This window comes from Kitasatospora misakiensis, from assembly GCF_042656005.1.
In the GTDB taxonomy this organism is placed as follows: domain Bacteria; phylum Actinomycetota; class Actinomycetes; order Streptomycetales; family Streptomycetaceae; genus Kitasatospora; species Kitasatospora misakiensis.
In genome coordinates this window covers 86,835-113,780 of the sequence record NZ_JBHSOF010000017.1, presented here as the reverse complement: position 1 = coordinate 113,780, position 26,946 = coordinate 86,835, and the positions used below count along the sequence as shown (strand labels likewise).

The 26,946-nt window shown below is 69.8% G+C and carries 20 protein-coding genes and 1 pseudogene; 12 read left to right on the top strand and 9 right to left on the bottom strand.

The window, feature by feature from the left end:
- Window positions 1–159: 159 nt before the first annotated feature.
- The gene (locus ACFP3U_RS15765) at window positions 160–768 is read right to left on the bottom strand and encodes a TetR/AcrR family transcriptional regulator (RefSeq protein WP_380226134.1); all 609 of its coding nucleotides are present in this window, start codon (window positions 766–768) and stop codon (window positions 160–162) included.
- A 107-nt stretch (window positions 769–875) separates the two neighbouring features.
- On the opposite strand from ACFP3U_RS15765, the pseudogene ACFP3U_RS15760 reads away from it, so the two are divergent.
- The 5 genes and pseudogenes from ACFP3U_RS15760 to ACFP3U_RS15740 all read left to right on the top strand — a co-directional run.
- A pseudogene (locus ACFP3U_RS15760) lies at window positions 876–971 on the top strand (short-chain dehydrogenase); the annotation flags it as partial.
- Window positions 972–1,038: 67 nt separating this feature from the next.
- Window positions 1,039–1,431 carry an ester cyclase gene (locus ACFP3U_RS15755; protein WP_380226133.1) on the top strand — a complete coding sequence of 131 codons (393 nt, stop codon included), beginning with the start codon at window positions 1,039–1,041 and terminating at the stop codon, window positions 1,429–1,431.
- An 85-nt stretch (window positions 1,432–1,516) separates the two neighbouring features.
- Entirely contained in the window at window positions 1,517–2,203 is a 687-nt protein-coding gene (locus tag ACFP3U_RS15750; protein WP_380226132.1) for an SDR family NAD(P)-dependent oxidoreductase, read from the top strand.
- Between the two features lie 618 nt (window positions 2,204–2,821).
- Window positions 2,822–3,016, top strand: a complete 195-nt coding sequence (locus tag ACFP3U_RS15745; RefSeq protein WP_380226131.1) for a hypothetical protein — start codon at window positions 2,822–2,824, stop codon at window positions 3,014–3,016.
- A gap of 20 nt (window positions 3,017–3,036) precedes the next feature.
- On the top strand, window positions 3,037–4,584 hold the full coding sequence (locus ACFP3U_RS15740; protein ID WP_380226130.1) for an AbiJ-related protein: 1,548 nt from the start codon (window positions 3,037–3,039) through the stop codon (window positions 4,582–4,584).
- A gap of 599 nt (window positions 4,585–5,183) precedes the next feature.
- Here ACFP3U_RS15740 and ACFP3U_RS15735 read toward each other — a convergent pair.
- Window positions 5,184–6,146 (bottom strand): hypothetical protein, encoded by a 963-nt coding sequence (locus ACFP3U_RS15735; RefSeq protein ID WP_380226129.1) that lies wholly within the window; start codon window positions 6,144–6,146, stop codon window positions 5,184–5,186.
- A 191-nt stretch (window positions 6,147–6,337) separates the two neighbouring features.
- Between ACFP3U_RS15735 and ACFP3U_RS15730 the strand changes: the two genes are divergently transcribed.
- The 4 genes from ACFP3U_RS15730 (at window position 6,338) to ACFP3U_RS15715 (ending at window position 12,617) form a co-directional block, all read left to right on the top strand.
- Window positions 6,338–7,750 carry a hypothetical protein gene (locus tag ACFP3U_RS15730; protein ID WP_380226128.1) on the top strand — a complete coding sequence of 471 codons (1,413 nt, stop codon included), beginning with the start codon at window positions 6,338–6,340 and terminating at the stop codon, window positions 7,748–7,750.
- A gap of 568 nt (window positions 7,751–8,318) precedes the next feature.
- On the top strand, window positions 8,319–9,455 hold the full coding sequence (locus tag ACFP3U_RS15725; protein ID WP_417466415.1) for a sensor histidine kinase: 1,137 nt from the start codon (window positions 8,319–8,321) through the stop codon (window positions 9,453–9,455).
- A 16-nt stretch (window positions 9,456–9,471) separates the two neighbouring features.
- Window positions 9,472–10,140 carry a response regulator gene (locus tag ACFP3U_RS15720; RefSeq protein ID WP_380226126.1) on the top strand — a complete coding sequence of 223 codons (669 nt, stop codon included), beginning with the start codon at window positions 9,472–9,474 and terminating at the stop codon, window positions 10,138–10,140.
- A gap of 242 nt (window positions 10,141–10,382) precedes the next feature.
- Window positions 10,383–12,617 (top strand): MMPL family transporter, encoded by a 2,235-nt coding sequence (locus ACFP3U_RS15715; RefSeq protein WP_380226125.1) that lies wholly within the window; start codon window positions 10,383–10,385, stop codon window positions 12,615–12,617.
- A gap of 99 nt (window positions 12,618–12,716) precedes the next feature.
- Here the strand turns inward: ACFP3U_RS15715 and ACFP3U_RS15710 are convergent, their stop codons facing one another.
- Window positions 12,717–13,715, bottom strand: a complete 999-nt coding sequence (locus tag ACFP3U_RS15710) for a LacI family DNA-binding transcriptional regulator (protein ID WP_380226159.1) — start codon at window positions 13,713–13,715, stop codon at window positions 12,717–12,719.
- Window positions 13,716–14,149: 434 nt separating this feature from the next.
- Here ACFP3U_RS15710 and ACFP3U_RS15705 point away from each other — a divergent pair, with 434 nt between their 5' ends.
- From ACFP3U_RS15705 to ACFP3U_RS15695, 3 genes are all read left to right on the top strand, one after another.
- A complete protein-coding gene (locus tag ACFP3U_RS15705) occupies window positions 14,150–16,951 on the top strand; it encodes a glycosyl hydrolase family 28 protein (RefSeq protein ID WP_380226124.1) in 2,802 nt (933 codons plus the stop codon).
- Window positions 16,952–17,153: 202 nt separating this feature from the next.
- A complete protein-coding gene (locus tag ACFP3U_RS15700; RefSeq protein ID WP_380226123.1) occupies window positions 17,154–20,051 on the top strand; it encodes a glycosyl hydrolase family 95 catalytic domain-containing protein in 2,898 nt (965 codons plus the stop codon).
- 471 nt (window positions 20,052–20,522) lie between these two features.
- Window positions 20,523–20,648 carry a hypothetical protein gene (locus ACFP3U_RS15695; protein ID WP_380226122.1) on the top strand — a complete coding sequence of 42 codons (126 nt, stop codon included), beginning with the start codon at window positions 20,523–20,525 and terminating at the stop codon, window positions 20,646–20,648.
- Between the two features lie 147 nt (window positions 20,649–20,795).
- Here ACFP3U_RS15695 and ACFP3U_RS15690 read toward each other — a convergent pair whose 3' ends face one another.
- The 6 genes from ACFP3U_RS15690 to ACFP3U_RS15665 form a co-directional block, all read right to left on the bottom strand.
- Entirely contained in the window at window positions 20,796–21,809 is a 1,014-nt protein-coding gene (locus ACFP3U_RS15690; protein ID WP_380226121.1) for an ABC transporter permease, read from the bottom strand.
- Window positions 21,806–23,383 (bottom strand): sugar ABC transporter ATP-binding protein, encoded by a 1,578-nt coding sequence (locus ACFP3U_RS15685; RefSeq protein WP_380226120.1) that lies wholly within the window; start codon window positions 23,381–23,383, stop codon window positions 21,806–21,808. The genes ACFP3U_RS15690 and ACFP3U_RS15685 overlap by 4 nt, the downstream gene beginning before the upstream one ends.
- A gap of 106 nt (window positions 23,384–23,489) precedes the next feature.
- Window positions 23,490–24,461: a sugar ABC transporter substrate-binding protein gene (locus ACFP3U_RS15680; protein WP_380226119.1), complete on the bottom strand. Its 972-nt coding sequence runs from the start codon at window positions 24,459–24,461 to the stop codon at window positions 23,490–23,492.
- Between the two features lie 96 nt (window positions 24,462–24,557).
- Entirely contained in the window at window positions 24,558–24,959 is a 402-nt protein-coding gene (gene rbsD, locus ACFP3U_RS15675; RefSeq protein WP_380226118.1) for a D-ribose pyranase, read from the bottom strand.
- Between the two features lie 95 nt (window positions 24,960–25,054).
- Window positions 25,055–26,212 (bottom strand): LacI family DNA-binding transcriptional regulator, encoded by a 1,158-nt coding sequence (locus ACFP3U_RS15670; protein ID WP_380226117.1) that lies wholly within the window; start codon window positions 26,210–26,212, stop codon window positions 25,055–25,057.
- A 137-nt stretch (window positions 26,213–26,349) separates the two neighbouring features.
- Entirely contained in the window at window positions 26,350–26,646 is a 297-nt protein-coding gene (locus ACFP3U_RS15665) for an FAD-dependent monooxygenase (RefSeq protein WP_380226158.1), read from the bottom strand.
- Window positions 26,647–26,946: the final 300 nt, after the last annotated feature.

Here is a 26,946-nt window from a genome sequence, read left to right as displayed (position 1 = left end):
CCGACCTGCCTACGGCCCGTACCGAGCCGACCGCCGGAGGTCGCGGCTGTGTGAAGCCGTCACCTCCGTGTGCGTTGGACCTCGCGCGGACAGGCTGGCACCCAGAAGGCGTCAAGCCCCTTCCCTGGTGGTCGAAAAGCACAAGACTCCGGGCGCGCCTCAGACGGGTGGCCAGTTTCGTAGCGCCGCGTCGGCCATCTCCCGGAGTTCGTCGCGGTCGACACCGCTCGCGGCTTGTACGGCGATGCCGTAGGCGAAGGTGGTGAGGTAGCGGGCCAGGAGCCCCGGATCGGTCTGCGGAGGCAGGTCGCCATCGTCGACGGCGCGCTGGAACCGCTCCCGGAGCCGGCAGTAGCCGTCGTTGCGCCAGGCGACGAGGAGGTCGCGGACCTCCTGTCCGGAGCCACTGGTGGTCAGGGCACCCTGGACGCCCAGACAGCCGTGTGGATGGGCCGGGCCGCTGGTGGTTCGAACGGTGCCGGCCAGGACTGCGGTGGCGACATTCAGGGCGGTCGGCTCCTCGAGGGCCTGGGCGAAGTATGCGCTCGGGCCCTCGGTGTAGCGCTCCAGAACCCTGCGGAACAGCTTCTCCTTGTTGCCGAAGGCTGCGTACATGCTGGTGGTGGAGACGCCCATCGCATTCGTCAGTACCGCCGTACTGGCTCCCTCGTAGCCATGCTCCCAGAAGACCAGCATGGCTCGCTCCAGGGCTTGATCGGCGTCGAATCCGCGGGGCCGGCCGATGAGGCTGCTCTGTTGCTTCTCCACCCCCACAGCCTACCTTTTCCGCAGCGATCGCTGCGGAAGTGCTAACGTTCGACTTCTGCAGCGATCGCTGCGGAAGTCGGAGGGGGTGACCACGTGAGACTGCCTGGGGGAAGACCGCTCTCGCCACCGGGGGCAGCACCGGGATCGGCCTGGCAAGTGCCGTCCGGCCGGCGGCCCAGGGCGCACACCAGGCCGTAGAGGGCGTCGCATGTCGCCATCAGCATCCCGTCGCAGTTCCCATCCGGAGCCGCACCACAGAAGGGTCACCTTGTGTCCGACAGAGATCTGCGCGCTTTCTACCTGCGCTACATCGAGGCGCTCAACGCCCACAAGTTCGACGGCATGGACGAGTTCATCAACGACCGGACCACCCTGAACGGTGAGCCCGCTACTAGGGACGACCTCCTCGCGGTTCAAAAGCATGACGTGGACGCGGTTCCGGACCTCCACTGGGAGCTCAAGGAGCTGCTCTTCGACGGTGACCGCCTGGCCGCGCGACTCGTCAACACGGGCACCCCGGTGAAGGAATGGCTCGGTGTGGCTCCTACCGGCGCCTCGTTCGAGATCGTCGAGTACGCCATCTACCAGGTCCGCAACGGACGGTTCGTGCACATGACCGCCCTGCACGACGCCGGCGAACTTCGCCGGCAACTGACCGGCTGAGATCCGGATCAGCGTCAGCAACTCGCAGAGCATGCCCAACATCGCCAACGGCCCCAGCCGGGCCACAAAGCTCGTAGGGATACGCATGACCATCACTCTGATCACCGGGGCCAACAAGGGCATCGGGTTCGAGACAGCCAAACAGCTTCTTGCATTGGGCCACGTCGTCTACATCGGCGCTCGTGACGTCGAGCGCGGCGAGAAGGCCGCGGCGGCGCTGGGCGCACGATTCGTGCAGCTCGACGTGACCGACGACGCATCGGTGAGCAGCGCGCTGGCGACTATCGACTCGGCCGAGGGCCGGCTCGACGTCCTGGTGAACAACGCGGGCGTCCTGGGGAACGGAGTCACCGACGGTCCCGCGGCACTCCGGGCCTTCGACACCAACGCGGTGGGAATCGTGCGCGTCACCGAGGCGGCGCTTCCTCTGCTGCGCAAGTCCTCGAACCCCACTGTGGTCACCGTTTCCAGCAGCGCCGGATCCTTCTGGGCAGTGACCAATCCGGAGCGACCTGAGTTCAACTTGCCGTTGGCGCTCTACTCTGCGTCCAAGTCCGCAGCCACCATGCTCACAGTCCAGTACGCCAAAGCCCAGCCGGGCATCAAGTTCAATGCAGTCGAGCCCGGCACCACCGCGACCGACATGACCGCGGCATTCGGAGTCGGGAGGTCCCCGGAGGAGAGTGCCAGGGTCGTCGTGCGCCTGGCCACCCTCGATGCTGACGGCCCGACAGGAACATTCCAGGACGAGAACGGCGAAGTGCCCTGGTAGCCGTGTGGGAACGGGCCGGGGCCCGGCGCCGGCGAGCGCGCACACCACAACGCCGTCCCGAACCGTCGCAGTGACCGCGGCGTCGGGGATCCGGTCGGGCGCGCTGTTGCTTCGCGGATGTCGATCACGGGAGGTCACGGCGCACCGCCCTTCCGGGCCCACCAACGTCCACGGTAGTCATACGGGCCGGGGCGTCGCATCCGCGCGGGATTCGGGAAGGCAGTGCGGCGACAGCCGACGGGCACCCGGCGAACGCCCGGATGGCACCGCGCCGGTACACCGCGCCTACCCCCACCCCACCCCGCTCACGCCGGCCGGGCATCCGGACATCCACCCCTACCGCCACACGGGCACTCTTCCTCGGCGGGCCATCGGATGCGCCGTGCGTCGGTGGTCACCCGAGCCACGCGAGGCGTCACCGCCGCCGGGCGGCGTCGCCTGCCGCTGGGCCCCGGGCAGCACCCGTGTCCTGGTAGCTCAGCTCCTCCGGGGCGACGGAGGTGAAGCCCTGACCTTCCCAAGCCACTGCGATGTCTCGGAGGTTGATGCCGGTGCAGTGCGACCGGAAGGCGACCCGGGGCGGCGAGGCTGATCAGCTCGGACCTGGTGGTTGCGGCCATGAAGAGACGGCACTCCCCGGCGGTCGCGGAGTGCGAGCGATTCCTCGCGCTCAAGGTCATGGTGCTCGGCGAGTTGCGTGAGCTGGTGCTGCTCCTGGAGCGCGAGGAGAGCCTTGCCGACTGGCTGCGCCAGAAGACCCGCAACGCGAAACTCGACCGGCGCCCCCACACGCTCCTCGGCGTCGACTTCTAGGACCGCCAATGAACGGTGCTGTGAACCGCCAGTTCCTCGTACACCAGCCCACCCCTTACGGCGAGTTCGGTTTCGCCAGGCCCGGTCTCGACTCCGGACGAGTGGAGCAGTTGCGTGCCGCTTCCCTGTATGACGTGACCGATCTGGACGCCGCCTACGAGCTCGTTCGAATCGCCAGGGCCGACCTGGAGGCGCTCGGCACATCCGGCGGAGAACTCCTCGATGACGATGAGATCGCTCTACTTCTCGGAACCCTTTCCGTAGTCCTCCGCCGGCTCAACGTGAGCTTCAACTCGCCTTTCCATGACTTCAAGAGCTTCAGAAGCTACTGGAAGCAACAGGGAATGACCGGAAGCCACGAGGCACGGCGCAGATACGTCGCAAGCCTCGTCGACCCGGTTCTGGCTCAGCTCGACACCCACCATCCGCACCTGGTGCACGACCGCCCAAAGTCCCAACGCATCACCGATGTCACACGCCGACGATTGCGCGAGCACCTGCCGACCAACTGGTGGGGCACCCTCGACGAGGTGCAGTTCCTGAACCGCCTTTACGACCTCGACAACCTGCCGAGCAGCGATCCCAAGCACGCCTCCGCCACCCAGGACATCGGCCACCACTGCATCGCCGATCCGTACGACTGGGACGCGGACTGGTTCTGGACCGACCCAAGGTTCGCCCTCGCGGACGGCGACGAGTACCTGCTGCGGTTCCTCGCCGAGATGCTGCACCCCGAAGTCCGCACCGACGCCAAAGAGGTCGAGCAACTCCAGGCACTCATCAACGCAATACTGATGCACGACGGATACGAACTCGCCGAGACCGACAGCATCAGCGGTGCACCCGTCTTCATGCCCCGTCCCATCGGCGCCGGAGTTCCCGGCACCATGAAGAACTTGTTCTTCGCCTCCAACGGGCCCAAGCCGGATTTCGTGCTGGGCGACGCCATCAACAACGATGTCCTGGTCGTGAAAAATGGCGAGTTCTGCCTCCAATACGACCGCCCCCTGCCGACTTCCGGCCTCACCTGGGGTGGCCTGATCGACTGGTGGCGAACACAGGTGTCCTTCCCTGAGGACACAGCAGACGAGACCGTCGGCAAATCCCTATACAGGCGGCTCTGGGCTTCGCTGCACCACGACCCGAAGCAACCTGAAGCGATCACCCCCGAAAGGCTCCTCTTTCGGACCTACTGCCGGCACTATCCGATCAACGAGACAGGAGCCGCCTACCCCGCTCTGCTCCCCCAGGTCTACTTGCACCTCGACCCTAGGACCCGCTCAGAGCGCGGTGGCAAGGACAGTGTCCTGGGCCGTGAGCGCATGGACTTCCTGCTCCTGCTCCCAGGAGCCGAGAGAATCGTCCTGGAGGTCGACGGCAAGCAGCACTATGCCGAGGGCAACGTTGCCTCTCCGCGCCTGTACTCGAAGATGGTCGCCGAGGACCGGGCCCTACGGCTCAAGGGATACCAGGTGTACCGATTCGGCGGCCACGAACTCGGACAGGCGACAGCTCCAACCATGCTTCGAGACTTCTTCGCCGCCATGGTCGAGCCACAAGGCCGCTGAGTGGAGCGATGCCTCATCGCCACGATCAGTAGTCCCGCACCGCGCCACACGGCGAGGAGCCGGCTCGACGTCGTGGTCTCCGCTCAGCGCTTCTTGCCGCCTCTCATCGTCATCACCGCCGCGTGTGCACTGGTTGTGAAATGATCTTCCTTGAGGGTGTCATTTTCGCAGGTCAGAGGCATGTTCGATCAGAACTACGACCTGTAGGAGCGCCTCCGAGCTGCGGAAACGCAGTTCGATCTCTCATCGTTTCCGCAGGTCAGCACCTCGCTGACCTGCGGAAACGTCTATGCGGGGGCAAGTACCGAGCCCTGTCGGGCTCGCGGTGTGAAATGGGAGTGAAATGAGTCCGATCTCGCCAGTTGCTCTGATCGCATAGCTTCACCTCGTCAGGCGCCAGCAGGGTCGGCCGATTCGAGGCATCGCCGGGTGCTCCGCCGCCCGGGTGCCGCGCATACACAGAGCGATAGAGGCGACCAGAGCCGCCGCCAAGACCAACGACACAAAGCCGCGGCGTCTTCCTCACCGCTGGGCTCTGCCTGTCCACCCCGCCCGGGACTGTGCTGCCAGGCGGCGGCCCGGGCGGGTACGGGTCGGGATTACTCCGCAGACGGTTCGGGAATGCGCCAGAGGATGGGGAAACGGTCCGCGTCCGGCAGGCTGAGTGGGCCGAGTGGGCCTATCTGCTTGATCAGGTAGCCGAAGACCATGTGGTGGGCCTCCTCGGACACGTCGTCCCAGGTGTCCGGGGTCACGATCATGACCTCTCTCATCAGGCTCAGGTCCGACTCGTTCTCGAGCATCTCCGCCCGGTCGTCCCGGTCCATCGTTTCATCGGCCCGCATCGCGCGAATCGACTCTGCGAGGAGATTGGGCTCCGCCCGCAAGCGGCGGCGCACTTCCCGGCAGCCGTACTGGAAGGCCGCGTATGCGTCCATCGCCTCCCGGTCCATATCCTGGTAGCCGAACGGTGTGCCTTCGGTGGCTCCGATGTAGTCGCCCTTCAGCGTGTGCAGCAGGACCCTCAGTGCGTGCTCGGCCCCGTCCTCCTCGATGAACTTCTCCATCGCCCGGATCCACACGTCCTCGGAGATGATCGGTTCGTGCGGGGCGGCGAGCCCGGGGGCAATCTGGATGGCACTGAACGGGTTGACCAAGATGCCCATGACCATCTCGGGTGTCCACTTGCCGTCCTCGCCGCCCCAGCCGCTGTTGGCCAATTCCTGGAACGACTTCCGAGCTCCCTTCTCTCCTTCGCGGGCTCCCCGCCACAGCAGCAGGAATCTCCCGACCTCGGCTTCCTCATCCCGAGCGGGGCTGCACAGGCCCGCAAGGACCATGACGATGTCGTGCACCGTCTCCCAGCGCGGAATCTGCTTTCCGTTGATCGCGGACCGCACGGTCTCGTGGCTGGGTCCGGACAGCTGGTCCTCCCGCTCGCGGATCAGCGTGCTCACCTTTCGGAAACTCAGCTGACCTGCCGCCCGGTGCAGTTCCTGCAACGCGTCGACCAGTTCCTGGTGCCAGCTTTCTGGCCGGGACTCGTCCAGGGCGTCTACCACTTGGATCCTCCTGGTTCGGGGCCGGTGAACGGGCTCCGGCCGGGGGTGTCAAGTTTCGCTGCCGCGGCCTGCGTCGCAGTCAGCTTCCGTCAAGTTCGACGCCCAATCTTCCACTTGGTGACTAACGGCTAAACGCCCAGGTGAGCATGGTGAGGACACCAGCGGAGCACGACACCCGAGGAGTTCGCCCCGTGCACATACCTGCCTACGCACACGGCACGATCCGTGCCGCCCTACCCGCCGTACCAACGGGCCGGCAGATGGCGGGCCTGGACTGCTGCGTGTGCGGCGCCCCGTTCGGCCGGGATCTCGGGGCGGTGCCGCTCGGCCCCGCTCCGGAGGCCAGTCTGTCCGGGTGCCGCCCGTGTCTGAGCCGACTGGTCACCCGGTCACGGGAGACCCGGGACGCCGGCCTGACACAGAACGCCGAGCAGGCCCGCAAGGATTCCGAGGCCTGGGAATCGGTTCGCGATCACTACTTGGCCCGGCTCGACGCGGTCCGGCAGGCCGCGGAGGCAGTCGCCGAGTTGGCCGGGAACGGAGAGGTCCCGCCGTTGCGGATCGCCTGGCTGTCGATATCGCTGGAGTCGGCCCACGCCTGGATCCCCGACACCCCGGAGCCTCCGGCCACAGCCGACCGGGAGGACCACCTGCTGACGAACGCGGAGATGCTGATGGGCGGCGCCATGATCACGGCCCGCGGGGCCGTGGCCGACAGGCTCGTCTACCACCTGGTCAATGAGTCGCAGCCCGAGGAACCGGAGATGTGCCAGGAGTTGGAGTGCCCTGAGGACTGCTCTGGGCGGCATGACACGTCGCACATCGACTGCGGACCGGACGCCATTTTCGAGGACCTCCTGGAGCACGACGTCTCCATCGAGGAGCCCGGCCCGGCTCCCCTGTCCCCGCGGCTCGCCGCACTCTTCGCGCCAAAGCCGGAGGAGCCGCCCCCGTTGTTCCCGCTGTTGGAGGAGCAGGCCTCGGCCACGTTCCCTCGTCTCGGGATCGATCCCGACGACCCGGAGGTCCTGCTGAGCGCGGCGGCTGCCGGGCTGGCCGCCGAAGCCCTGCTGAACGAACCGCTCGACGCGATCCGCGCAGCACCCAGTGGGCCGGATGCCGGCGAGGTCTTCGCCCAGGGCGTCGACTTGTACCGTCGGGCCCGCAAGGCGCTAATCGCCGCCCGTGACGGCGGACCTGAACGACTGGGTGCGTTCACGGCCGTCGCCTCGGACCTGGACCTCCCGTGGGCAGGCGGCTCCCGTTTCACGCTGCGCGCCGCGTCCGGGCCAGTCGCCGACTTCGTCCGCAACATAGAGGAACAGGTCTGGATCACCGAGGAGTTGATGCGTCGACAGGGCTGGCGCGACGCCCTTCTGTACCGGGCGTTCACAGCTGCCTTCAAGGCCACGCACCACTTCGGCATGCCCGGCTGGCCCGCCATTGTCGACGCCGCGATGAAGCGTCTTGCCTCGCTGGACCGACTGTCCGCACCCCCGGAGCTCGCCGATCTCGGTGCTGTGGAGGCCGCGCTGCTCCAGGAGCCGGATCGGTTGGGAGTGAACGCCCTCGGGTGGCTCGTCCGTCATGTCGTCCTCGGTTAGCGGCAGGCCGCGACCCGGTGGAGAGGCGGCCGCAGTCCTGATCACGTCACGCCGAGGTGAGTCGGGTACCCCGGGAGCGGGGGTCGCGCGGTGAGCTGGGATCGTGTGACTCTGTTCGTGCTCGCATCGTTCGGCTGCCTCACCTTGCTGCTGGCGCAGATCAGTGAGGTGCTGTCGAAAGTGCCTCCGATCATCCGTGCTTGGCGGCGGGTCCGGAACGAGCTGCGTCGCGGCGACCATGACCGTTCGACTGCCGACTTGCCAGGCCCGGAGGAGCCCGCGGAGGAAGGGGGAGCGGAGAGCACAACGGTGGGACAACGGCATGGGGGCTGAGGCGAGCGGGGGACGGCACCCCGGCCGCCTGCAGTCGGCCCTCAAGACCGCCGAGTGCACTGGTTGTGAAACGATCTTCCGCGAGACGGTCATCTCTGCAGGTCAGAGGCGTGCTCTAGCTGTACTAGGACCTGTAGAGACACCTCCGACCTGCGGAAACGCAGGTCGGAGGTGGGACGGCGCGGACCGGGCCGGGTCCGTTTGTGGTCGGGGTCGTGGGCAGAATGAGGGCGTGCTGTCTCTCGCTCAGGCCCGTTTGGGGATCCCTCGTGGCGTTCGGGCCGATGCCGTGCTTGCTGTGGGGACGTTCGTGCTGGTGGTGGTCGCGGAAGGGCAGCGGCTGCGGGGTGGTGGTGGATCGGTGGCCGGGGTGGTTGCGTCCTGGGCGGTCGTTGTCGCAGTGTGCGGGGGGCTGTTTCTGCGGCGGCGGTATCCGGTGGTGGTGGGGTGGTTCACGGCGTTGGCCACCGGCGTCTACTACCTGTTGAGCACGGTGGACGGGCCGTTGGTTCTGGTGCCGATCATGGTGCTGTACGGCATCGCGGCTCAGGGGCGGCTGCGGGCGGCCGTCGCCATCGCGGTGGCCATGGTGATCGGCGTCGGTGTGGACACGGTTCTGCCTCGTAACGACGTTACGGGCACGGCGGTGTTCATGCTGGTCGGTTGGCTGGTCGCGGTGGTGGCCCTCGGCAGTGCGCGGCATGGGCGGGTGGCGTACGCGGAGGAGCAGGCGCGGTTGCGGGCGACGGAGGAACGGCTGCGGATCGCCCGGGAGTTGCACGATGTGATCGGGCACAACATCTCGATGATCAACGTGCAGTCGTCCGCGGCTCTGCACCGGTGGAAGAAGGATCCCGCGCAGGCGGAGGCGGCGTTGAGCGCCATCAAGGCGGGCAGTCGGGAGACCTTGCGGGAGCTGCGGGCCACTCTGGACGTGCTCCGGCGGGTCGATGAGGACGCGCCCCGTGCGCCGGCGCCGGGTCTGGCCCGGGCGGAGGAGCTGGTCGTCTCGGCGAAGCTCGCGGGGATCGTGGTGCGGATCGAGCGGACCGGGGCCGAACGCGTGCTGCCCGCCCAGGTCGACCTTGCCGCGTACCGGGTGCTGCAGGAGTCGTTGACCAATGTGGTCCGGCACAGCGGCGCCGGGCACGTCACGATCCGACTCGCCTACGGTGACCGGGAGTTGACGGTGGCCGTCGAGGACGACGGCCGGGGTGCGGCGGCCTTCCCGGCCGGGCCGGGGGGCGGGAGCGGTGTCGCCGGGATGGAGGAGCGGGCGCGGGCGCTGGGCGGTGAGCTGAGCGCGGGCCCGCGGCCGGAGGGCGGATTCGTGGTGCGGGCCCGGCTACCGTACGGGGTCACAGGTGGGTGACGGGGTGGAGCGGTTGATGATCAGGGTCCTGTTGGCGGACGACCACTGGCTGGTCCGGGCCGGGTTCCGGTCGATCCTGGACGACGAGGACGACATCGAGGTGGTGGGCGAGGCCTCCGACGGGCAGTCAGCGGTGGCGGCCTGCCGCGAACTGAGGCCGGACGTGGTGCTGATGGACATCCGGATGCCGGGGATCGACGGTCTGGAAGCCGCCCGGACGATCACCGCGGACGGGCGGCTGTCGGCGGTGAAGGTGGTCATCCTGACGACCTTCGACCTCGACGACTACGTGTACGGGGCGCTGCGTGCGGGGGCGAGCGGTTTCCTCGTGAAGGACACCGAGCCGGAGGAACTGCTGCACGCGGTGCGGGTCGTGGCTCGCGGGGATGCCCTGATCAGTCCGTCGGTCACCCGGCGGCTGATCGCCGAGTTCGCGGGCCGGGTCGAGCGGCCGGGGCCCGATCCCCGGCTCGACGCCCTGACCGACCGGGAGCGTGAGGTGATGCGTTTGGTGGCCGCCGGGCTGACGAACGACGAGATCGCCGCCCGTCTGGTGGTGTCGCCGTCGACGGCGAAGACCCATGTCAGCCGCATCCTGACGAAGCTCGGGACGAGGGACAGGGCCCAGGTGGTGGTGCTGGCGTACGAGTCGGGGTTGATCAGCCCGGGGTGGATGGAGGGCTAGGCCGGCGAGGGGACCGCATGGTCGCCACCGGGCCCGAGAGGACGTACGGCCCCCGGGTGCCACGTCGCGTACATCCGCTGGGGTACGCGGGTGTCATCCCGTGACTGACGATTTCGCCCCCGCGACGCGTGCACGATCAGGTGCACGAACGCAGCTCTGACCGGCGCGCCAACGCTGTGCGGCGCCGTGGCGGTCGCGTTCGTCGTCTCCGGTAACCCGTGCTCGACTCCGAGGTGATCACCATGGCTCCCACCCACGGCGCGCCCGCACCCGCCGCCCCGCACGCCCCACCGGGCCGACCCGACAGGCCGGACAGGCCGGACAGGCCGCACGTCGGCCGGTTCGGCGCCCTGGCCGGCTGGGCCCAGCGGCATCGCTGGGTCGCCCTGCTGATCTGGGTGGCCGTCGTGGCCGCCGTCACGCTCGGCTCGCAGGCCGCGGGCTCCGCGTACAGGAACGACTTCGCGCTTCCGGGCACCGACTCGCAGACGGCCACCGATCTGTTCACCGAGCACGGCTCCGACCAGGCCGGGGACAGCGTCGACATCGTCCTCAAGGACAGCCGGGGCATCGACCGGCCCAGGGCCGCCGTGGAGCGGATGCTGGCCGAGGTCGGGCAGTTGCCCGGTGTCGCCGAGGTGCGCAGCCCGTACACCGACGCCTCCGCCATCTCCACGAACGGCACGATCGCCTACGCCACCGTCACACTCGACGCCAAGGCCGAGGCCATGCCGAAGGAGCGGATCACCAGGATCATCGACACCGCCAAGGGCGTGAAGGCGGACGGCCTCCAGGTCGAGGTCGGCGGCGAGGCCGTGCGGGGCGCCGAGGAGAAGGGCAGCCCGACCGCGGAGATCGCCGGCATCGTGGCCGCGCTGGTCATCCTCGGACTGCTCTTCGGCTCCCTGGTGGCCGCCGCCGTGCCCCTGCTCACCGCGCTCTTCGCCGTCGGCAGCGCGCTCGGCCTGATCGTCATGGCCTCGCACGTCTTCACCATCGCCGACTTCACCCCGCCGATCACGATGCTCGTCGGGCTCGGTGTCGGCGTCGACTACGCCCTGCTGATCTTCTACCGCTACCGGCAGGCACTCACCGACGGCGCTGACCCGGCCGAAGCCGGCCGCAAGGCGCTCGACGCCGCCGGCCGGACGGTCTTCTTCGCCGGGTGCACCGTGATCATCGCGCTGCTCGGCCTGGTCGCGCTCGGCCTCGGCTCCCTGCAGGGCGTGGCCCTCTCGCTGGCGCTGACCGTCCTGACCACCATGGCCGCCTCCCTCGTCCTGCTGCCCGCGCTCCTGGCGGTCTTCGGCGAGCGCATCCGGCGCCACGTGCTCAAGAACGCCGCGAGGAGCGCGGCCAAGGGGAAGGCCGAGGGCCGCCGCTGGCGCGCCCTGGCCTCGGCGGTGCAGCGCCGGCCCCTGCCGTCGCTGCTGGCCGCCACCGTCGCGCTGCTGGCGCTGTCCGCACCGGCGCTCGGCCTGCGTCTCGGCTTCGCCGACGCGGGCAACGACCCGAAGAGCACCACCTCCCGGCAGGCCTACGACCTGCTCGCCGAGGGCTTCGGCCCCGGCTTCAACGGCCCGCTGGTGGTCCTCGCGCAAGGGGACGAGGCCGCCGGGCAGGCCGTCTCCGCCGAGTTGGCCAGGACGACGGGCGTGGCCGCCGCCAGCCCCGCGATGCCGTCCGAGGACGGCGCCCTGTCCACCGTGATCGTCTACCCGTCGACGTCGCCGCAGTCCCAGGGCACCGCCGACCTCGTGCACCACCTGCGCAAGGACGTGGCGCCGAGACTCGCCCACGACACCGGCGCCAAGGTCCTGGTCGGTGGCGCCACGGCGGCCTCCCAGGACTTCTCGGAGACCGTCTCCAAGCGGATGCCGCTGTTCATCGCCGTCGTCGTCGGGTTGTCGTCCCTGCTCCTGATGCTGGTCTTCCGGTCGATCCTCATCCCGATCAAGGCAGCCCTGCTGAACCTGGTCTCGATCGCCGCCGCACTCGGCGCGATGACGCTGGTCTTCCAGCACGGCCTGTTCGGGGTGCAGCCCGGCCCGATCGAGGCCTTCCTGCCCGTGCTGATCTTCGCGATCGTGTTCGGGCTCTCCATGGACTACGAGGTGTTCCTCGTCTCCCGTATGCACGAGGAGTGGGAACGCACCAAGGACCACTCACTCGCGGTGCGGGAGGGGCTGGCCTCCACCGGCAAGGTGATCACCGCGGCCGGGGCCATCATGATCGTGGTGTTCGGCGCCTTCATGCTCAGCGCCGACCGGATGCTCCAGGAGTTCGGCCTGGGCCTCGCCGTGGCGATCCTGCTGGACGCCGTGGTCATCCGCTGCCTGATGGTCCCGGCGATCATGCAGCTGTTCGGCAGGTGGGCCTGGTGGCTGCCCGCGCCGCTCGCCCGGCGGCTGCCCAAGGTGACGCTCGAACGCCCCGCCGACGGGCCGCCGGAGGCCGGAGCGCACCCCGCCCCGTAGCCGGCGGATCCGGTGACCGCCGCCGTACGCCGCACGCCGCACGCCGACGGGGGCGGCGGGCGGCGGGCGGCCTAGGCGGGCGGCGGGCCGCGGGGCGGCCTAGGCGGTTGCCCGGGGCGGGGCGCTGCTGTCGCGGATCGTCAGGGTCGGGCGCAGCAGGGAGATGACGTTGGTCGGCGGGCGGCCGGAGTCGACGGCGCGCAGCAGGAGTTCGACGGCCTGCTGGGCCATCTCGCGCTTCGGGAAGGTGACCGTGGTCAGCGCCGGGTTGATCCGGCCGACCTGCGCGATGTCGTCGAAGCCGACGACGCTGACGTCCTCGGGGACCCGCCGCCCGGAGCGGAGCACCGCCTCGATGGCGCCGACGGCCAGGACGTCGTGGGTGGCGAAGAGTGCCGTCAGGTCCGGGTCGGCGTCCAGTGCCGCGCAGGCCGCGTTGTACCCGCCGGCCGCGTCGTCGCTGGTGCGGGTGAACACCTTGCGGTCGTCGATGGCCAGCCCGTCGGCGGCGAACGCCCGGCGGAGCCCGCCGACGCGCGGCGCGTGGGAGGGGAGGTCGGCGATCACCGCGACGTTCCGGTGGCCGAGCTCGCGCAGGTGGCGCCCGGCCAGGAAGCCGGCGTGCTCGTAGTCGATGGACACCACCGGGAGCGTGGTCGGCGGGTCGCCCTCCCAGGCGAACAGCGCGACCGGGAAGTCGGCCGCGGTGAGCATCGGCACCTGCTGCACGACGCCCTTGTCCCCGGCGACCAGCAGGGCGTCAACCGAGCGCGCGGCGAGGTTCTCCAGGTGGGCCCGGGTGTAGTCGGGATCGTCGCGCGTCGTGGCCAGCAGCAGGTTGTACCCGTGGCCGACCAGGACGTTCTCCACCTCTTCGACCACCTCCGAGTAGAACGGATTGGCCACCGAGGGCACGAACAGGCCCACCGTCGACGTGGTGCCGGTGCGCAGCGAGCGCGCCACCAGGTTCGGCTTGTAGCCGAGTTCGGCGATCGCCGTGTTCACCTTCGTCAGGGTCTCCGGCCGGACCTTCTTGCCGGCCACCACGTTCGAGACGGTCTGCTTGGTGACCCCTGCCCGGGCGGCCACCTCGGCCATTGTCACCACGAGTGCCCCCGAACATTGATCGATCCACGATGTGGCGTCAGCGTAGGAGCGCAGGCCGCACAGGGGCAAGGCGTTACCGGAAGACCGTGATGCAGCCGTTACGTGAACGGTGGGGAACATCTCAGGTCGTACACGCTCCCACGCGCTGGGGGCACGCAGCCGTTGACATTCCAGGAAATGCGCCATTAACGTCCCCGCCACACCGGTCGCATGGATCGGTCAACGCGATGGATCCACGGTCCACCGCATCAACCAACACTCGACGTCACCCCGTGCCATCCCACCGGGTGCGTCGTGGTGGCCCTCTCGGTAGCGACAACCCCCACAGCAGCTCGGCCGCGGTGTCCCCACGCTCCGCGCCGTCCCCGGCGGGTGGCGAGCGCCCGAACAGACCTGGAACGGTCTGGTCCCAAGGAGAGACAAGCATGATCCGACCGGCCGGCGACGAAGCCGCCTCGAACCCCACTTCGGCGCGGGGCACCTCGCGCGTCAACCGCGTCATCGCGGCCAGCGCCAGTGCCGCCCTCGCGGCGGCGAGCCTCATGCTCACCGGCGCCGTCTCCGCACACGCCGCCACCCCTGTCATCCACACCTACGCGCCGTCGGGCGTGGGGGGCGGCACCACGACGTCGCCGGACTTGGCGGCCACCAAGTACCAGGTGCAGGCCGCCGGTACGGCCGTCCAGGCCGTGCAGTACACCCAGAACGGCCACAACTTCGACATCGCGCGGTTCGCGTCGGACTCCCGGACCCCGACGATCACGGTCACGCTGCCCACCACCACGATCAACACGGTGAACGTCTACCCGGCGCGCTACTACCCCGCCGGCAGCGTGTCGGTGAGCGCGGACAAGCACACCCTGACGTTCCAGATGTCGGCGAGCGCCGGGTTGAACCAGGCGATCGTGATGGTCAACGGCGACTCGACCAACGCCGCCGGCCAGCCCTACCTGGCGGTCGTCAACGACCCGATCGAGGACCCGTCACTGCGTCCGGACACCACGGCCGCGTCGGACGGTTCGGGCGTCAACACGCAGACCGGGGTCCTCAACTTCCAGACGTTCGCGGCCAGTTACCTCGCGGCGCACCCGAACAGCGCGGCCCAGACCGCCCCGGCCGCGACGACCAGCTCGATGGCGGGACGCACCGTCAACGGCACCGCCATCCCGGCCGGCCAGACCACCTCGGCCGGCAGCCTGGTGAGCGCGAACACCTCCAACGTGCGCTACCCGAACCAGCGCGTGATGGCCGCCGGCGACGCGACGTTCGCCCTGCAGGCCGCGCTCCAGGCCATCCAGGCCAACCCCGCGCAGCTCAACACCCTCTACTTCCCGAACGGCACCTACCTGTGGTCGGGCCTGCAGGTCAACGGTGTGGACGGCAGCAAGCTCAAGGGCGGCAAGCTGAAGGTCTACACCGACGAAGGGGCCCTGCTGGTCAACCGGGTCCAGGCGTACATGGAGGCCTTCGAGCCGGCGATCGGAATCGTCAACTCGAACAACGTCGAGATCGACGGCCGCGGCGTCTTCGACGCCAACGGCGTGGCGAACTACAGGTCCACCGCCGGCGGTGACCTGCACGACGCCTACCGCAGCCAGCACCAGGGCGGCGTCATGGTCATGCACTCGTCGGACATCACCTTCAACGACACCTACGAGCGCAACGCGAAGCAGTGGAACTTCGAGACCCACACCGCCAAGCGCGTCACGTTCAACAACATCAAGGCCCTCACCCCGTACGGCCAGCCGTGGGTGGACGGCACGGACTTCGCGAGCGGCCAGGACATCACCGCCAACGGCGTCTTCACCCTCGGCAACGACGACGCGTTCGCGTCCGGCCACTACAACCCCAGCAACGGGTTCACCCCGCTCGCCTCCGGCGTCTGGAGCAACTTCCAGCTCGGCACCCCGAGCGCCAACGTCCAGGGCTACGTCAACGCGGTCGGCGCCTACGACGCCGTCTCCAACCAGCTCGGGTTCAACTCCAACCAGTGGGACACCGAGGACTCGAACAACATCTCGGTCAGCAACACCCTGAACTGGACCGTCGGCGCCGGCAACGGGATCCGACTGGGCTACCAGACCCTCGGCCACCAGCTCACCAACTACACGTTCGACAACTTCAACTCGGTGTCGGCCCCCATCGGCGGCATCACCGTGATGAACAACCACGACACGTACCCGCGCATCCAGAGCGTCGTGGTGAAGAACAGCTCGATCGACACGTCCCGGCTCTCGTCGGGATCGATCGGCATCGGCGGCGGCGACGGAAGCACCCAGACCATCACCGCCGACCAGCAGGCCAACTACGGGTACGCCCCCAACCCCAACGGGTCCGGAGCCACCTACACGTACACCAAGGCCCCCATCCCCACCGTCAACCTCGACAACGTGTGGTTCTCGAAGCAGACCCCGAGCACCATCACCGGTGTCACGAACGCGACGCTGAACAACCTCCGCGTCGCGGGCCAGCTCGTCGAGTACACCGGCCAGCTCCCGCTCACGACGAGCGGCGTCTCCACCCTGACCCGCACCTACACGGGCGCGAACGGCCAGACCCAGAACGTCAAGCCCGGCGCCGTCACCAGCGGTGACACCTGGGTGGGTGCGTGGTCCGGCGACCAGGGCACGAACAACTCCTCGGACCTGACCCTCCTCACCCGCAACACCGGTAGCGGCCTGATGGGCGAGCAGTACACCACGGGCTCCGGGGACGGGAAGCTCACCTACCTCCAGTTCCCGCTCAGCGGCCTCACCAAGGCCCCGAGCCAGGCCACCCTCCACCTCACCTACGTCGGCCACCGCTACACCACGGTTCCGTCGACCGACACCGACCAGCTGCTCGTGCAGCCCGTCAGCGACACCACCTGCACCGGCGGCGGCACGTCCTGCCCGGTCTCCACGATGACCTGGCCGAACCGGCCGAGCTTCACCGCCACGACCTCCTCGGTCGCCAGGTCGGCCGTCTTCACCCTGGGTTCGACCGTCGTCCCGGAGGGCGGCGGGAGCCACCAGGGCAACGCCGTCGACGGCCGCGACATCACCGTCGACATCACCGCCTTCGTCCAGAACGCCTTCGCGGCCCAGCAGTCCACGCTCCTGCTCGCCGTCGGCAACACGGGCACCAACCACGAGCTGCGCTTCGTCAGCTCCGAAGGCGCCACCGGCGCCGGGAAGCTCACCAACGCGAACGCCGACATGGTGCCCGCGATGACCGTGACCCCGTGACCTTGTGACCCCGTGACCCCGTAGGTCGCGGCACCACCGCTCCGAGTACGCACCACGATCACGGCAGACAGCGCCGGTTGGGTCCAGAGCATTCCCACGTTCCCCTTCCGGCGCTGTTCTGCTGCCGGAGCTCGCCGCAGCCCGCCGCGGACGCCACACCGCCCCCCACCCACCGTCAGGCATCAGACAACGGAGTCGCATCGTGAAACTGCCCGACCGCCCCCTGGACCGCCGGCACTTCCTCACCGCCGCCGCGCTGACCGTCGGCGCCACGACCCTGCCCGGTCTCGTGTTCGCCAAGCGGGCCGCCGCGGCCGTCCCGCCCCAGGTCACCCTCCCGGACCGCGGCATGTGGGACAACGCCACCGCCTCGGCCTGGACCGACGGCTTCCTGAGCGGCAACGGCGAGTACGGCACCGTGTACTACGGAGCCCCCACGCTCGAGAAGATGGTCCTCAACCACCACCGGTTCGTGCTGCCCAACGGCACCCGGACCACGATGCCCCCGGACCTGACCGCCGTACTGGACCCGGCCCGGAACAAGGCGCTGGCGGGTGACTACGCCGGGGCCGCGTCGACCTTCGCCAACGGCTGGAAGCTGAAGTGGACGCAGACCTTCCACCCCGGCTACGAGCTGCAGCTCAGCACCCCGGGCATGACCACGGTCAACGACTACGCCCGGATCACCGACTTCCGCACCGGCGAGGTCACCCACACCTGGACCGACTCCTTCGGCACCTGGAAGCGCCACGTCTTCGTCTCCCGCGCCGACCAGGTCATCGTGCACGAGCTGCTGCCCGCCACCGGCCGCACCGTCGACACCACCCTCGGCGTCAACACCGCGCTGGAGAGCACGCCGACCACTGTCTCCTACGCCACCACCGCCACCGTCTCCAGCGGCGACGGCTACCTGAACCTGCGCGGCACCTACCCCGCCGGGCAGGGCGCCTTCGGCTACGAGGGCGTCACCCGGGTCGTCGTCTCCGGATCCGGCGCCTCCGTCACGGCAAGCGGAAGCACCCTCGTGGTCGCCAAGGCCACCAAGGTGCTGCTGCTGACCAAGCTCGGCCGGTACGAGACCTCCACCGGCTGGGACGCGAAGCCGCTGCAGACCGCGCTGGCCGCGCTGACCGCCGACTACGCCACCCTGCTGGGCAGACACGCTCCCAAGCACCAGGCGATGTACGACCGTTCCAGCATCGACCTGAACGTCTCCACCGCCGACCGCCAGCTGGCCACCAGCGACCTCATCGGCCGCCAGAACGCCAACAGCGGCGCGGTCGACCTGGCGCTGCTGGAGCGCATGTACGACTCCGGCCGCTATCTGTTCGTCAGCTCGACCGGCGTCCTGCCGCCCCGCCTGACCGGCATCTGGACCGGCACCTGGGCCGGCTCCTGGGCCGACGACTTCACCACCGACGCCAACGTCAACTTCCAGGTCTCCGGCGGCAACATCCTCGACCTCAGCGACGCCATGCAGGGGTACTTCGACCTCGTCCTCGGCCAGTTGGCGCACTGGCGCGACAACGCCGCCCGGCTCTACGGCGCTCGCGGCTTCATGGCCCCGTCCCGCACCGACGGCGAGTACGGGCACATGCTGCACTTCAACAACGCCAGCTTCCCCGGCGAGGCCTGGACCGGCGGCGCCGACTGGATGCTCTACCCACTGCTGGAGTACTACCAGGTCACCGGCGACGCCGCCTTCTTCAAGGACAAGCTCGGCCCCGCCCTGATGGAACTCGCCCTGTTCTACGAGGACTTCCTCACCCGCACCGACTCCAACGGCAAGGCCGTCTTCGTCCCCTCCTTCTCCATGGAGAACACCCCGACCAGCACGGGCCAGGCCTTCTCCATCAACGCCACCGGCGACATCATGGCCGGCCGGCACGCCCTGCAGGCCGCCATCGACGCCGCCAACCAACTCGGCCTGGAACAGGGCAGCGGCCAGGGCGTGGCCCGCTGGACCGCCCTGCTCGCCAAGCTGCCCGACTACACCGTCAACAGCGACGGGGCGCTGGCCGAATGGTCCTGGCCGGGCCTGACCGACCGCTACGACCACCGACACGTGCAGCACATGTACGGGGCCTGGCCGCTGCACGAGATCAACCCCGAGGAGCGGCCGGATCTCGTCAAGGTCGCGGCCAGGGCCCTGGACCTGCGCACCGACGCGAACTTCTCGGCCCACGGCAGCCTGCACCGCGCACTGTCCCGCGCCCGCCTCAAGGACGGCGCCGGCGTGTACGCCAACCTGCTGAAGATCTACGGCAAGAACATGGTCTGGCGGTCGCTGATGACCTCCCACAACCCCAACCTGAACATCTACAACTGCGACGCGGCCAACACCATCCCCGCCGTCCTGGCCGAGGCACTGGTCTACAGCCGCCCCGGCGTCCTGGAGATCCTTCCCGCCCTCCCCGACCAGCTGGCCCAGGGCACCATCAAGGGCGTCCGCGGCCGCAACCGCGTCAGCATCCAGTCCCTGACCTGGGACACCGCGGCCCGTACCGCCACCGTCCAGCTCACCTCGGACATCGACCAGGACATCACCTTCATCTGCCGACGGGGCATCACGTCCGTCAGCACCGCCGCCACGGTGACGACGTCCTCGCTGGGCAACCACGCCCGAACCGTGTCGCTGACCGCCGGCACGAGCACCACGATCACGATCGGCCTGCTCACCGGAGCCTTCAAGCTGGTCAACCGCAGGAGCGGCAAGGTCATCGGCGTCTCCGGCGCCTCCACCGCCAACGGCGGCGCCGCCGTCCAGTCCACCTGGTCCGGCGGCGCCGACCAGAAGTGGAAGCTGATCCCCGACTACGACGGCTCGTACCGCCTGTCCAACGTCAACAGCGGCAAGGTGCTCGAAAGCCCCGGTGGCTCCACCACCAACGGCACGGCGCTCGACCAGTCGTCGGACAGCAACGGCGTCAACCAGTGGTGGAAGCTCGTACCGACGTCCAGTGGCTACTACCGCCTGATCAACGTCAAGAACGGCCTGTGCGCGGACGTGGGCGGCGGCTCGACGAACGACGGCGCCAAGATCATCCAGTGGCCCGCCGCCGGCGGCACCAACCAGGAGTGGCAGCCCGTCGGAGTGTGACGGCGCCGGCCGAGCGCCCCTCCCGGACGCGCCCCACCCGCGCGCCCGTGGGGGGGCGTCGGCGCCTCCGCGGACGAGATCCTCAGGAGCGTTCCATCCCGGCGGCGACGGCGAGGGCCACGAAAGGCGATCGGCAGGGTGAGCAGCAGGACGACGAGGGGGAACCTGCGTCGCAGTGCCAGCCCGGCACAGGCGAGCACGGCGATGGCCAGGTCGAGCGGGGCGGGTCCTCGGTGAGGTTCAGCCAGGTGTCGACGCCCGCCGCCGCGACCAGGACGCCGTCCACGACGGGGGCGGGCGCCCGGGTGGCGTCCCGGCGCCGGCCCGACGCCGGCCCGGAGGAAGGTCCGGCCACCCGGCGGGGTGCTGTCATCCGGTCGGCTGGGGGAGCCCGTCGGCGTCGACGGTGTTCCGCCCGCTCGGCGGGGGTGCTCCGGGCGGTCGGCGGAGTGACCGGGCGGGGACCGTCGGGTGGGATGGGGACGGTGGGCCGCGACACGGGCCGGCGCGACGGTTCTGCTCGGCGGCCTGCTGCTGCCCGAACCGTCGTTCGCGGTGCTGCTGATCGCCTGCGTCGTCATCGCGCGGACTGGATGACCGACCAGTCCCGGCGGATCATCGGACTGATCGTCCCGGGTCGAACGCTTCAACCGACGTCCTGCCGCATGCCATCGGTGCCGAAGGCCGCCGCCCCCGCTGCGGGGGCGGCGGCCTTCGGGGGCTTCCGGACACGGTGGCCGCGGTTCAGGCTTCGACGGGCAGTCGGGCGGCCAGCCGGCCCCGGTAGTAGTCCACCACCACGGCGATCATGATGACCAGTCCGGTGATCATCTGTCGCTGGAAGTCGGAGACGCCCATCAGCAGCAGGCCGTTGGTGAGCACGCCGAGCAGGCAGGCGCCGAGCAGGGTGCCGATCATCGAGCCCTTGCCGCCGGAGAGCGAGGCCCCGCCGATCACCACCGCCGCGATGGCGCTGAGCTCGTAGCCGCTGCCCAGGATCGGGCTGGCGATGTTGAGCCGGGCCATGTACGTGACGGCGGCGATGCCGACGGTGAGACCGCTGATCACGAAGACGGCGACCTTGACGATCGAGGTGCGGTGACCGGAGAGCCGGACCGCCTCCTCGTTGCTGCCGATGGCGAAGACCAGACGGCCGAACACGGTGCGGGTCAGCACCAGGTGACCCACCGCGACCATCGCCAGCGCGATCCAGAACAGGGTCGGGATGCCGAGCACGGTGGAGGTGCCGAACAGGCTGAACCCGACCGGGAAGTCGTACACGGTCTTGGCGTTGGTGTACTGGAGGGCCGCGCCGCGCGCCACGTTGAGCATGCCCAGCGTGACGATGAACGACGGCACCCGCCAGCGCTCCGAGACGAGGCCGTTGACCAGCCCGCAGACCATCCCGACCAGGGCCGAGACCAGCACCGCGAGCAGGATCGCGACCGGGGTGGAGAGACCGTGCGCGGTGAGCAGCGGGCCGGCCACCACCGCCGACAGGGCCATCACCGAGCCGACCGACAGGTCGATGCCGCCGACCAGGATGACGAAGGTCATGCCGACCGCGAGCATGGTGTTGAGGGTGATCTCGGTGGCGATGTTGGTGAGGTTGTCCGAGGTGGCGAACTTCGGCGCGGCGACGGTGAAGACGAGCACCAAGGCGAGCAGGGCGATCCCGATTCCCGCCTCACCCATGACCTGGCGGGCGAGCAGAGCCGCGGAGCGGGGTTTGCGGCTGAGGGCGGCGGAGGTGGTCATCGGGTGTCACCGTTCGTTGAAGTGGCGTCGGCAGGGGCAGGGGCAGGGGCGGAGGCGGGCGCGGAAACGTAGCCGGAGTAGGCCAGGGTCAGGATGTGCGAGCTGTCGAACTCCTCGCGGGGCACCTCGCCGGCGATCCGGCCACGGGAGAAGACCAGGATCCGGTCGCAGATGCCCATCAGTTCGGGCAGGTCGGAGGAGACGACCAGCAAGGCCTTTCCGGCCCGGGCCAGATCCACCAGCTGCTGGTGGATCTCGTAGCGGGCGCCGACGTCGATGCCCCGGGTCGGCTCGTCCACCATCAGGACGTCGGTGTCGGCGAGCAGCCAGCGGCCGAGCACGACCTTCTGCTGGTTCCCGCCGGAGAGGGTGCGGACGGGGTGCCGGACGCCGGGGGTGCGGACGGCGAGGCTGTCCACCGCGTGCTGGGCCAGCCGGCTCTCCTCCGCCCGCCGGAGCAGGCCGCCCCGGGAGACCTTGTGGGTCGCGGTCAGGGTGACGTTGGCAGCCAGCGGCATGTCGAGTACCAGCCCCTGGCTCTTCCGGTCTTCGGTGAGCAGGCTGATGCCGTGCCGCACCGCGTCCCTGGGGGTGCGCAGGCGCGCCGGTACGCCCTTGACCAGGACCTTTCCGCCGACGGCCCGGTCCGCACCGAACAGCGCCCGGACCGTCTCGGTCCGGCCGGAGCCGACCAGCCCGGCCACCCCGACCACCTCGCCGGCCCGGAGCGCGAAGCTGACGGGCTGTCCGTCCTTCGGCTGGAGGCCCTCGGCCCGCAGCAGCTCCGGACCGGGTTCGCCGGGCTGGTACGGCGGGTACTCGTGCTGGAGGTCCCGGCCCACCATCAGCCGGATCACCTCGGCGGTGTCGGTGTCGGCGAGGTCGCGGGTGGTGACGTACCGGCCGTTGCGGAAGACCGTCATCCGGTCGCCTATCTCGAACACCTCCTCCAGATGGTGCGAGATGTAGAGCACGGCGGTGCCGCGCGCGGTGATCCGGCGCAGCAGGGTGAACAGCCGCTCGGTCTCCCGCGGGGTCAGGGTCGCGGTGGGTTCGTCCATCACCAGGACCCGGCAGTCCTGCCAGAGCGTCCGGGCGATCTCCAGCAACTGCATCTGGGCGATGCCGAGTCGCTCGACCTTCGTCCGGGGGCTGACGTCCAGGCCGACCTCGTCGAGCAGTCGGGCGGCGCGGCGGTTCAGCTCGCGACGGTCGACCAGGCCGAACCGCCGCGGGAGGTTCTGCAGGAAGAGGTTCTCGGCGACGGTGAGGTTCGGCAGCAGGTTGAGTTCCTGGTGCACGACCTGGACGCCGGCCCGGATCGCGGCGGCCGTGTCGGCGGGCCGGTAGGGCTCGCCGCCGAGGGTCATGCCACCGCCGTCCGGCTGCTGGATGCCGGCCAGGATCCGGACCAGGGTCGACTTGCCGGCGCCGTTCTCACCGAGCAGGGCGTGCACCTCGCCGGGGAGCAGTTCGAGCCGGACATCCTCCAGTGCCTGGACGCCGGGGAAGTGCTTGCTGATACCGACGGCAGCGAGCACCGGGGCCGGAGGGCCGGTGTCGGGTGTGTTCATGGGGTGGGCTCGCCTTCCGGCTGGGGCGCGGGTCGGATGCGGATCGAGGGGGTGGATCGGGGCCGCGGGCCCGTGGCGGGTGGGACCGCCACGGGCCGGGGCCGGGTCAGCCGAGGTCGGCCTTGGTGACCAGCTTGATGTCGGTCTTCACCCAGGCGCTCACCTGCTGGCCGGCGATCTCCTTCATCGCCACGTCGATGCCGTCACCGGCCTGCTTGGCGGCGTACTGGTCCACGGTCGCCACCACGGTGCCGTCCTGGACGTACGGGTGGATGGCGTCGACGTTGTCGAAGGAGGTGACCTTGATCTGCCCCTGCTTCTTGGCCGCCGCGATGGCCTTGATCGCGCCCAGCGCCATGCTGTCGTTGGAGGCCATCACGCCCTGCAGGTCGGGGTGGGCGGTGATCAGGTTGGTGGTGACGGTGTAGGCCTGGTCGGTCTCCCAGTTCGCGGACTTGGAGTCGAGCACCTGGAGGCCGCCGGCCGTGGCGGCGGCCTCGAAACCGGCCTTGCGCTGCTGGGCGTTGGCCGCGCCCGAGACGCCTTCGAGGATGATCACCTTGCCGCCGGCGCCGAGCGCCTTGGCCAGCGCCTCCCCGGACTGCTGGGCGCCGGCGGTGTTGTCCGGGCCGACGAAGGGGACGTCCAGGCCGGCGGACTTGAGCGCGGCGTCGTCCAGCTTGACGTCGATGTTGACCAGCTTCATTCCGGCCTTGGAGGCGCGCTGCAGCGGGGCGACCAGCGCGCGGGAGTCGGCCGGGGCGAGCACCAGGGCGGCGGCCTTGTCGGTGATGCACTTGTTGATGGCGGCGATCTGGCCGTCGATGTCGGTCTCGTTCTGGATGCCGGTCGCGCTGAGGGTCAGGTCTCCGCGCTGTCCGGCGTGCTCCACGGCGCCCTTCTGCATGGCCTGGAAGTACTCGTTGCCGAGCGACTTCATCACCAGGCAGACCGTGGGCTTGCCGCCCTTCGCGGCCGTGCCGGTCGGCTTGGAGCTGTCGCCCTCCTGCCCGCAGGCGGCGAGGGTGGTGACCAGGACGAGAGCGGTGCAGGCGGTCAGGGCGAGCTTGGCGTTCATGAGGGTGCGGCCTTTCGGGTGGAGCGTGGGGTGGGGTGGGGTGGCACGAAGGTGGAGCGGGCGCGTGGGGGATGTCGCGCATTGGGTGACGAGTCGTCAGAACGGGACGCCGGCCCTGAGGACGACGTTGGCGTAGGGGGTGGCCTCGCCGGTTCGGACGATGACGCGGGCGGAACGGGTGAGCTCCTTCAGGCGCTCGTGCGGGAGCCGGCCGACCGCGCCGGTGAGGCCGTGCTGCTCGAACCGGCTGTCGAGACCGGCCAGCAGGACCGGGTCGGTCAGCTCCTCGGCGAGGTCGGCGTGCTCGACCTCGAGTTCGTCGAGGACCGCCGCCAGCACCGGCAGGAACGGCGGGTCGCCGCGCCGCCAGACCAGGTCGATGCTCTCCACGCCCGGTGGCACCGGAAGTCCCGGGTCGGCGACCACCAGCAGGTCGCCGTGGCCGAGCGAGCTGATCAGCTGGAGCAGCCGGGGGTGCCAGAGGCCGTCAGTGCGCATGCCGCACCTCGGTCCGCCGAACCGGCGCGGCGGCTGCGGGCAGTCGGGGGACGGTGCTCGACAGGTCCGTGGTGGGGCTGCCGACGACCGGTCGTTCAGTCATTGCTCCGTGCTCCGTGGTTCTGCTGGTCAGGGGTGGGGCCGGGAGAGGCCGGGGTGGCGGCGCCCTCGGCGGCCGTCGACAGGTCGGTGTGTTCCCCGCCCGCCGGGTCCGGGCAGCCGCAGGACCCCCGGGCCAGCAGGGTCACCGGCAGGACGTCCCGGGTGATCGGCAGGTCCGGGGCCTTCATCCGGTCGAGCAGCCGGGCGATCGCGGTCCGGCCGAGCTCCTCGACCGGCTGGCGCATGGTGGACAGGGCCGGGATGGTGTAGGCGCCGCCCGCGATGCCGTCGAAGGAGACCAGCGCCAGGTCCTCCGGCACCCGGATGCCGAGTTCGGTGGCGGCTCGCAGGACGCCGGCGGCCTGCTCGTCGGAGGTGACGAAAAGGGCGTCCACCGAGCGGTCCCGGGAGAGCAGGGCGCGGCCGGAGCGGTAGCCGTCCAGCAGGCCGAAGGAGCCGTGCAGCAGCGGTGCGGCGTCCGGGCAGGCCTCCCAGCCCGTCCGGCCGCCCGATCCGGTGCCGGCCTTGAGTCCGGCCTGCTCCAGCGCCCGCCGCCAGCCGACGACCCGGTCGACGGTGGGGTGGATGCCGAGCGGGCCCGCGACGCAGCCGACCCGGCGGCGGCCGTGCGCCAGCAGGTGCTCGGTGGCCTGCTGGGCGCCGAGCACGTTGTCGACCAGCACCTGCGAGATGCCGGCCCCGTCCAGGGCCCGGTCGAAGACCAGGGTCGGGACGCCGCTGCGGGCCAGCTCGGTCCGCCAGGGCTGATCCCCCTGTGCGGGGATCAGCACCAGACCGTCGACCTGCCGGTCCAGGAAGGTCCGGATGTACCCGGCCTCGCGGTCGGGGTCGTCCACCGTGTTGCCGACCAGCAGGGTGTAGCCGGCCGCCCAGGCGTGGTCCTCCAGGGCCCGGGCCAGCTCCGCGAAGAACGGGTTGGCCGCGTCCGGGACGACCAGCCCCAGGGTCATGGTGTGGCTGAGGCGCAGCGAGCGGGCGACCGCGTTGGGCCGGTAGTCGAGTTCCTTCACGGCGGCCAGGACCCGTTCCCGGGTCGCGGGGGCGACGGTCCTGGGCCCGTTGTTGAGCACGTAGCTGACGACCGAGGGCGAGGTACCCGCGAGTAGTGCCACGTCCTGCCGTGTTGCCATGGTGGAGCTCCCGGAAGTCATGAGGGAAGGCGCCCCAACACGAGTTGGCAACTCGTGTTGACTGCGGGCTCCGGAATTATGAGAAGCAACCGGCGCAACTGCAAGAGCCCGATCCCAAACCGTTGTCGAGGGGGGGATCACCGATGTGATCGAGATCGGAGATCCGTGGGCCGCACTCCGAGCCGAGGCGCTGCGGGTGCGTACGAGGATGGCGCGCCGGACCGGACGCGGCCACCGCCGAGGGCGACGGGAAGCGGCCCACGGGCACGGGAACGGCCGCCGCGATCGTGATCGTTCTCGTCCTCGACTTCCAGGCAACGCAGCAGCAGCGCACCGTCCTCGATGGCCATGGCCGCCCCTTGAGCCATATGCGGCCTCATCGGATGACAGGCGTCGCCCAGCAGGGCGATTCTCCCCCGGCCCCACTGCTGCAACGGCGGGCGCTCGAAGAGCGGCCATTTGCTCAAGGTTTCCGCCGAATTCCGGATCTGACGCGTGCGTCACCGATCCCGACGTGAGCCAGGACGCGCATCACATTGGGGGTCAGATGGATCCCTGCGCCGGCGGGCTCGAACCTCTGCGCCTGTTCGAATACCGTCACGGAATTTCTCGCGGACTTGACGGCGTGACACTGACCGCGTGCCGGATCCCCCGCTGCACCGGAGGACACCGGCCAGCTGACGATCAGTCGGCGGCGGCGCTCCGGGTGGCGTCCCGCACGGCGCGACTCGGAC

What these genes read in the sequence shown, in the direction of transcription:
- ACFP3U_RS15750 (WP_380226132.1), top strand. Translation starts at nt 1,517, where the DNA reads ATGACCATCACTCTGATCACCGGGGCCAACAAGGGCATCGGGTTCGAG.
- ACFP3U_RS15745 (WP_380226131.1), top strand. Translation starts at nt 2,822, where the DNA reads ATGAAGAGACGGCACTCCCCGGCGGTCGCGGAGTGCGAGCGATTCCTC.
- ACFP3U_RS15720 (WP_380226126.1), top strand. Translation starts at nt 9,472, where the DNA reads ATGATCAGGGTCCTGTTGGCGGACGACCACTGGCTGGTCCGGGCCGGG.
- ACFP3U_RS15715 (WP_380226125.1), top strand. Translation starts at nt 10,383, where the DNA reads ATGGCTCCCACCCACGGCGCGCCCGCACCCGCCGCCCCGCACGCCCCA.
- ACFP3U_RS15710 (WP_380226159.1), bottom strand. Translation starts at nt 13,715, where the DNA reads ATGGCCGAGGTGGCCGCCCGGGCAGGGGTCACCAAGCAGACCGTCTCG.
- ACFP3U_RS15705 (WP_380226124.1), top strand. Translation starts at nt 14,150, where the DNA reads ATGATCCGACCGGCCGGCGACGAAGCCGCCTCGAACCCCACTTCGGCG.
- ACFP3U_RS15690 (WP_380226121.1), bottom strand. Translation starts at nt 21,809, where the DNA reads ATGACCACCTCCGCCGCCCTCAGCCGCAAACCCCGCTCCGCGGCTCTG.
- ACFP3U_RS15685 (WP_380226120.1), bottom strand. Translation starts at nt 23,383, where the DNA reads ATGAACACACCCGACACCGGCCCTCCGGCCCCGGTGCTCGCTGCCGTC.
- ACFP3U_RS15680 (WP_380226119.1), bottom strand. Translation starts at nt 24,461, where the DNA reads ATGAACGCCAAGCTCGCCCTGACCGCCTGCACCGCTCTCGTCCTGGTC.
- rbsD (WP_380226118.1), bottom strand. Translation starts at nt 24,959, where the DNA reads ATGCGCACTGACGGCCTCTGGCACCCCCGGCTGCTCCAGCTGATCAGC.
- ACFP3U_RS15670 (WP_380226117.1), bottom strand. Translation starts at nt 26,212, where the DNA reads ATGGCAACACGGCAGGACGTGGCACTACTCGCGGGTACCTCGCCCTCG.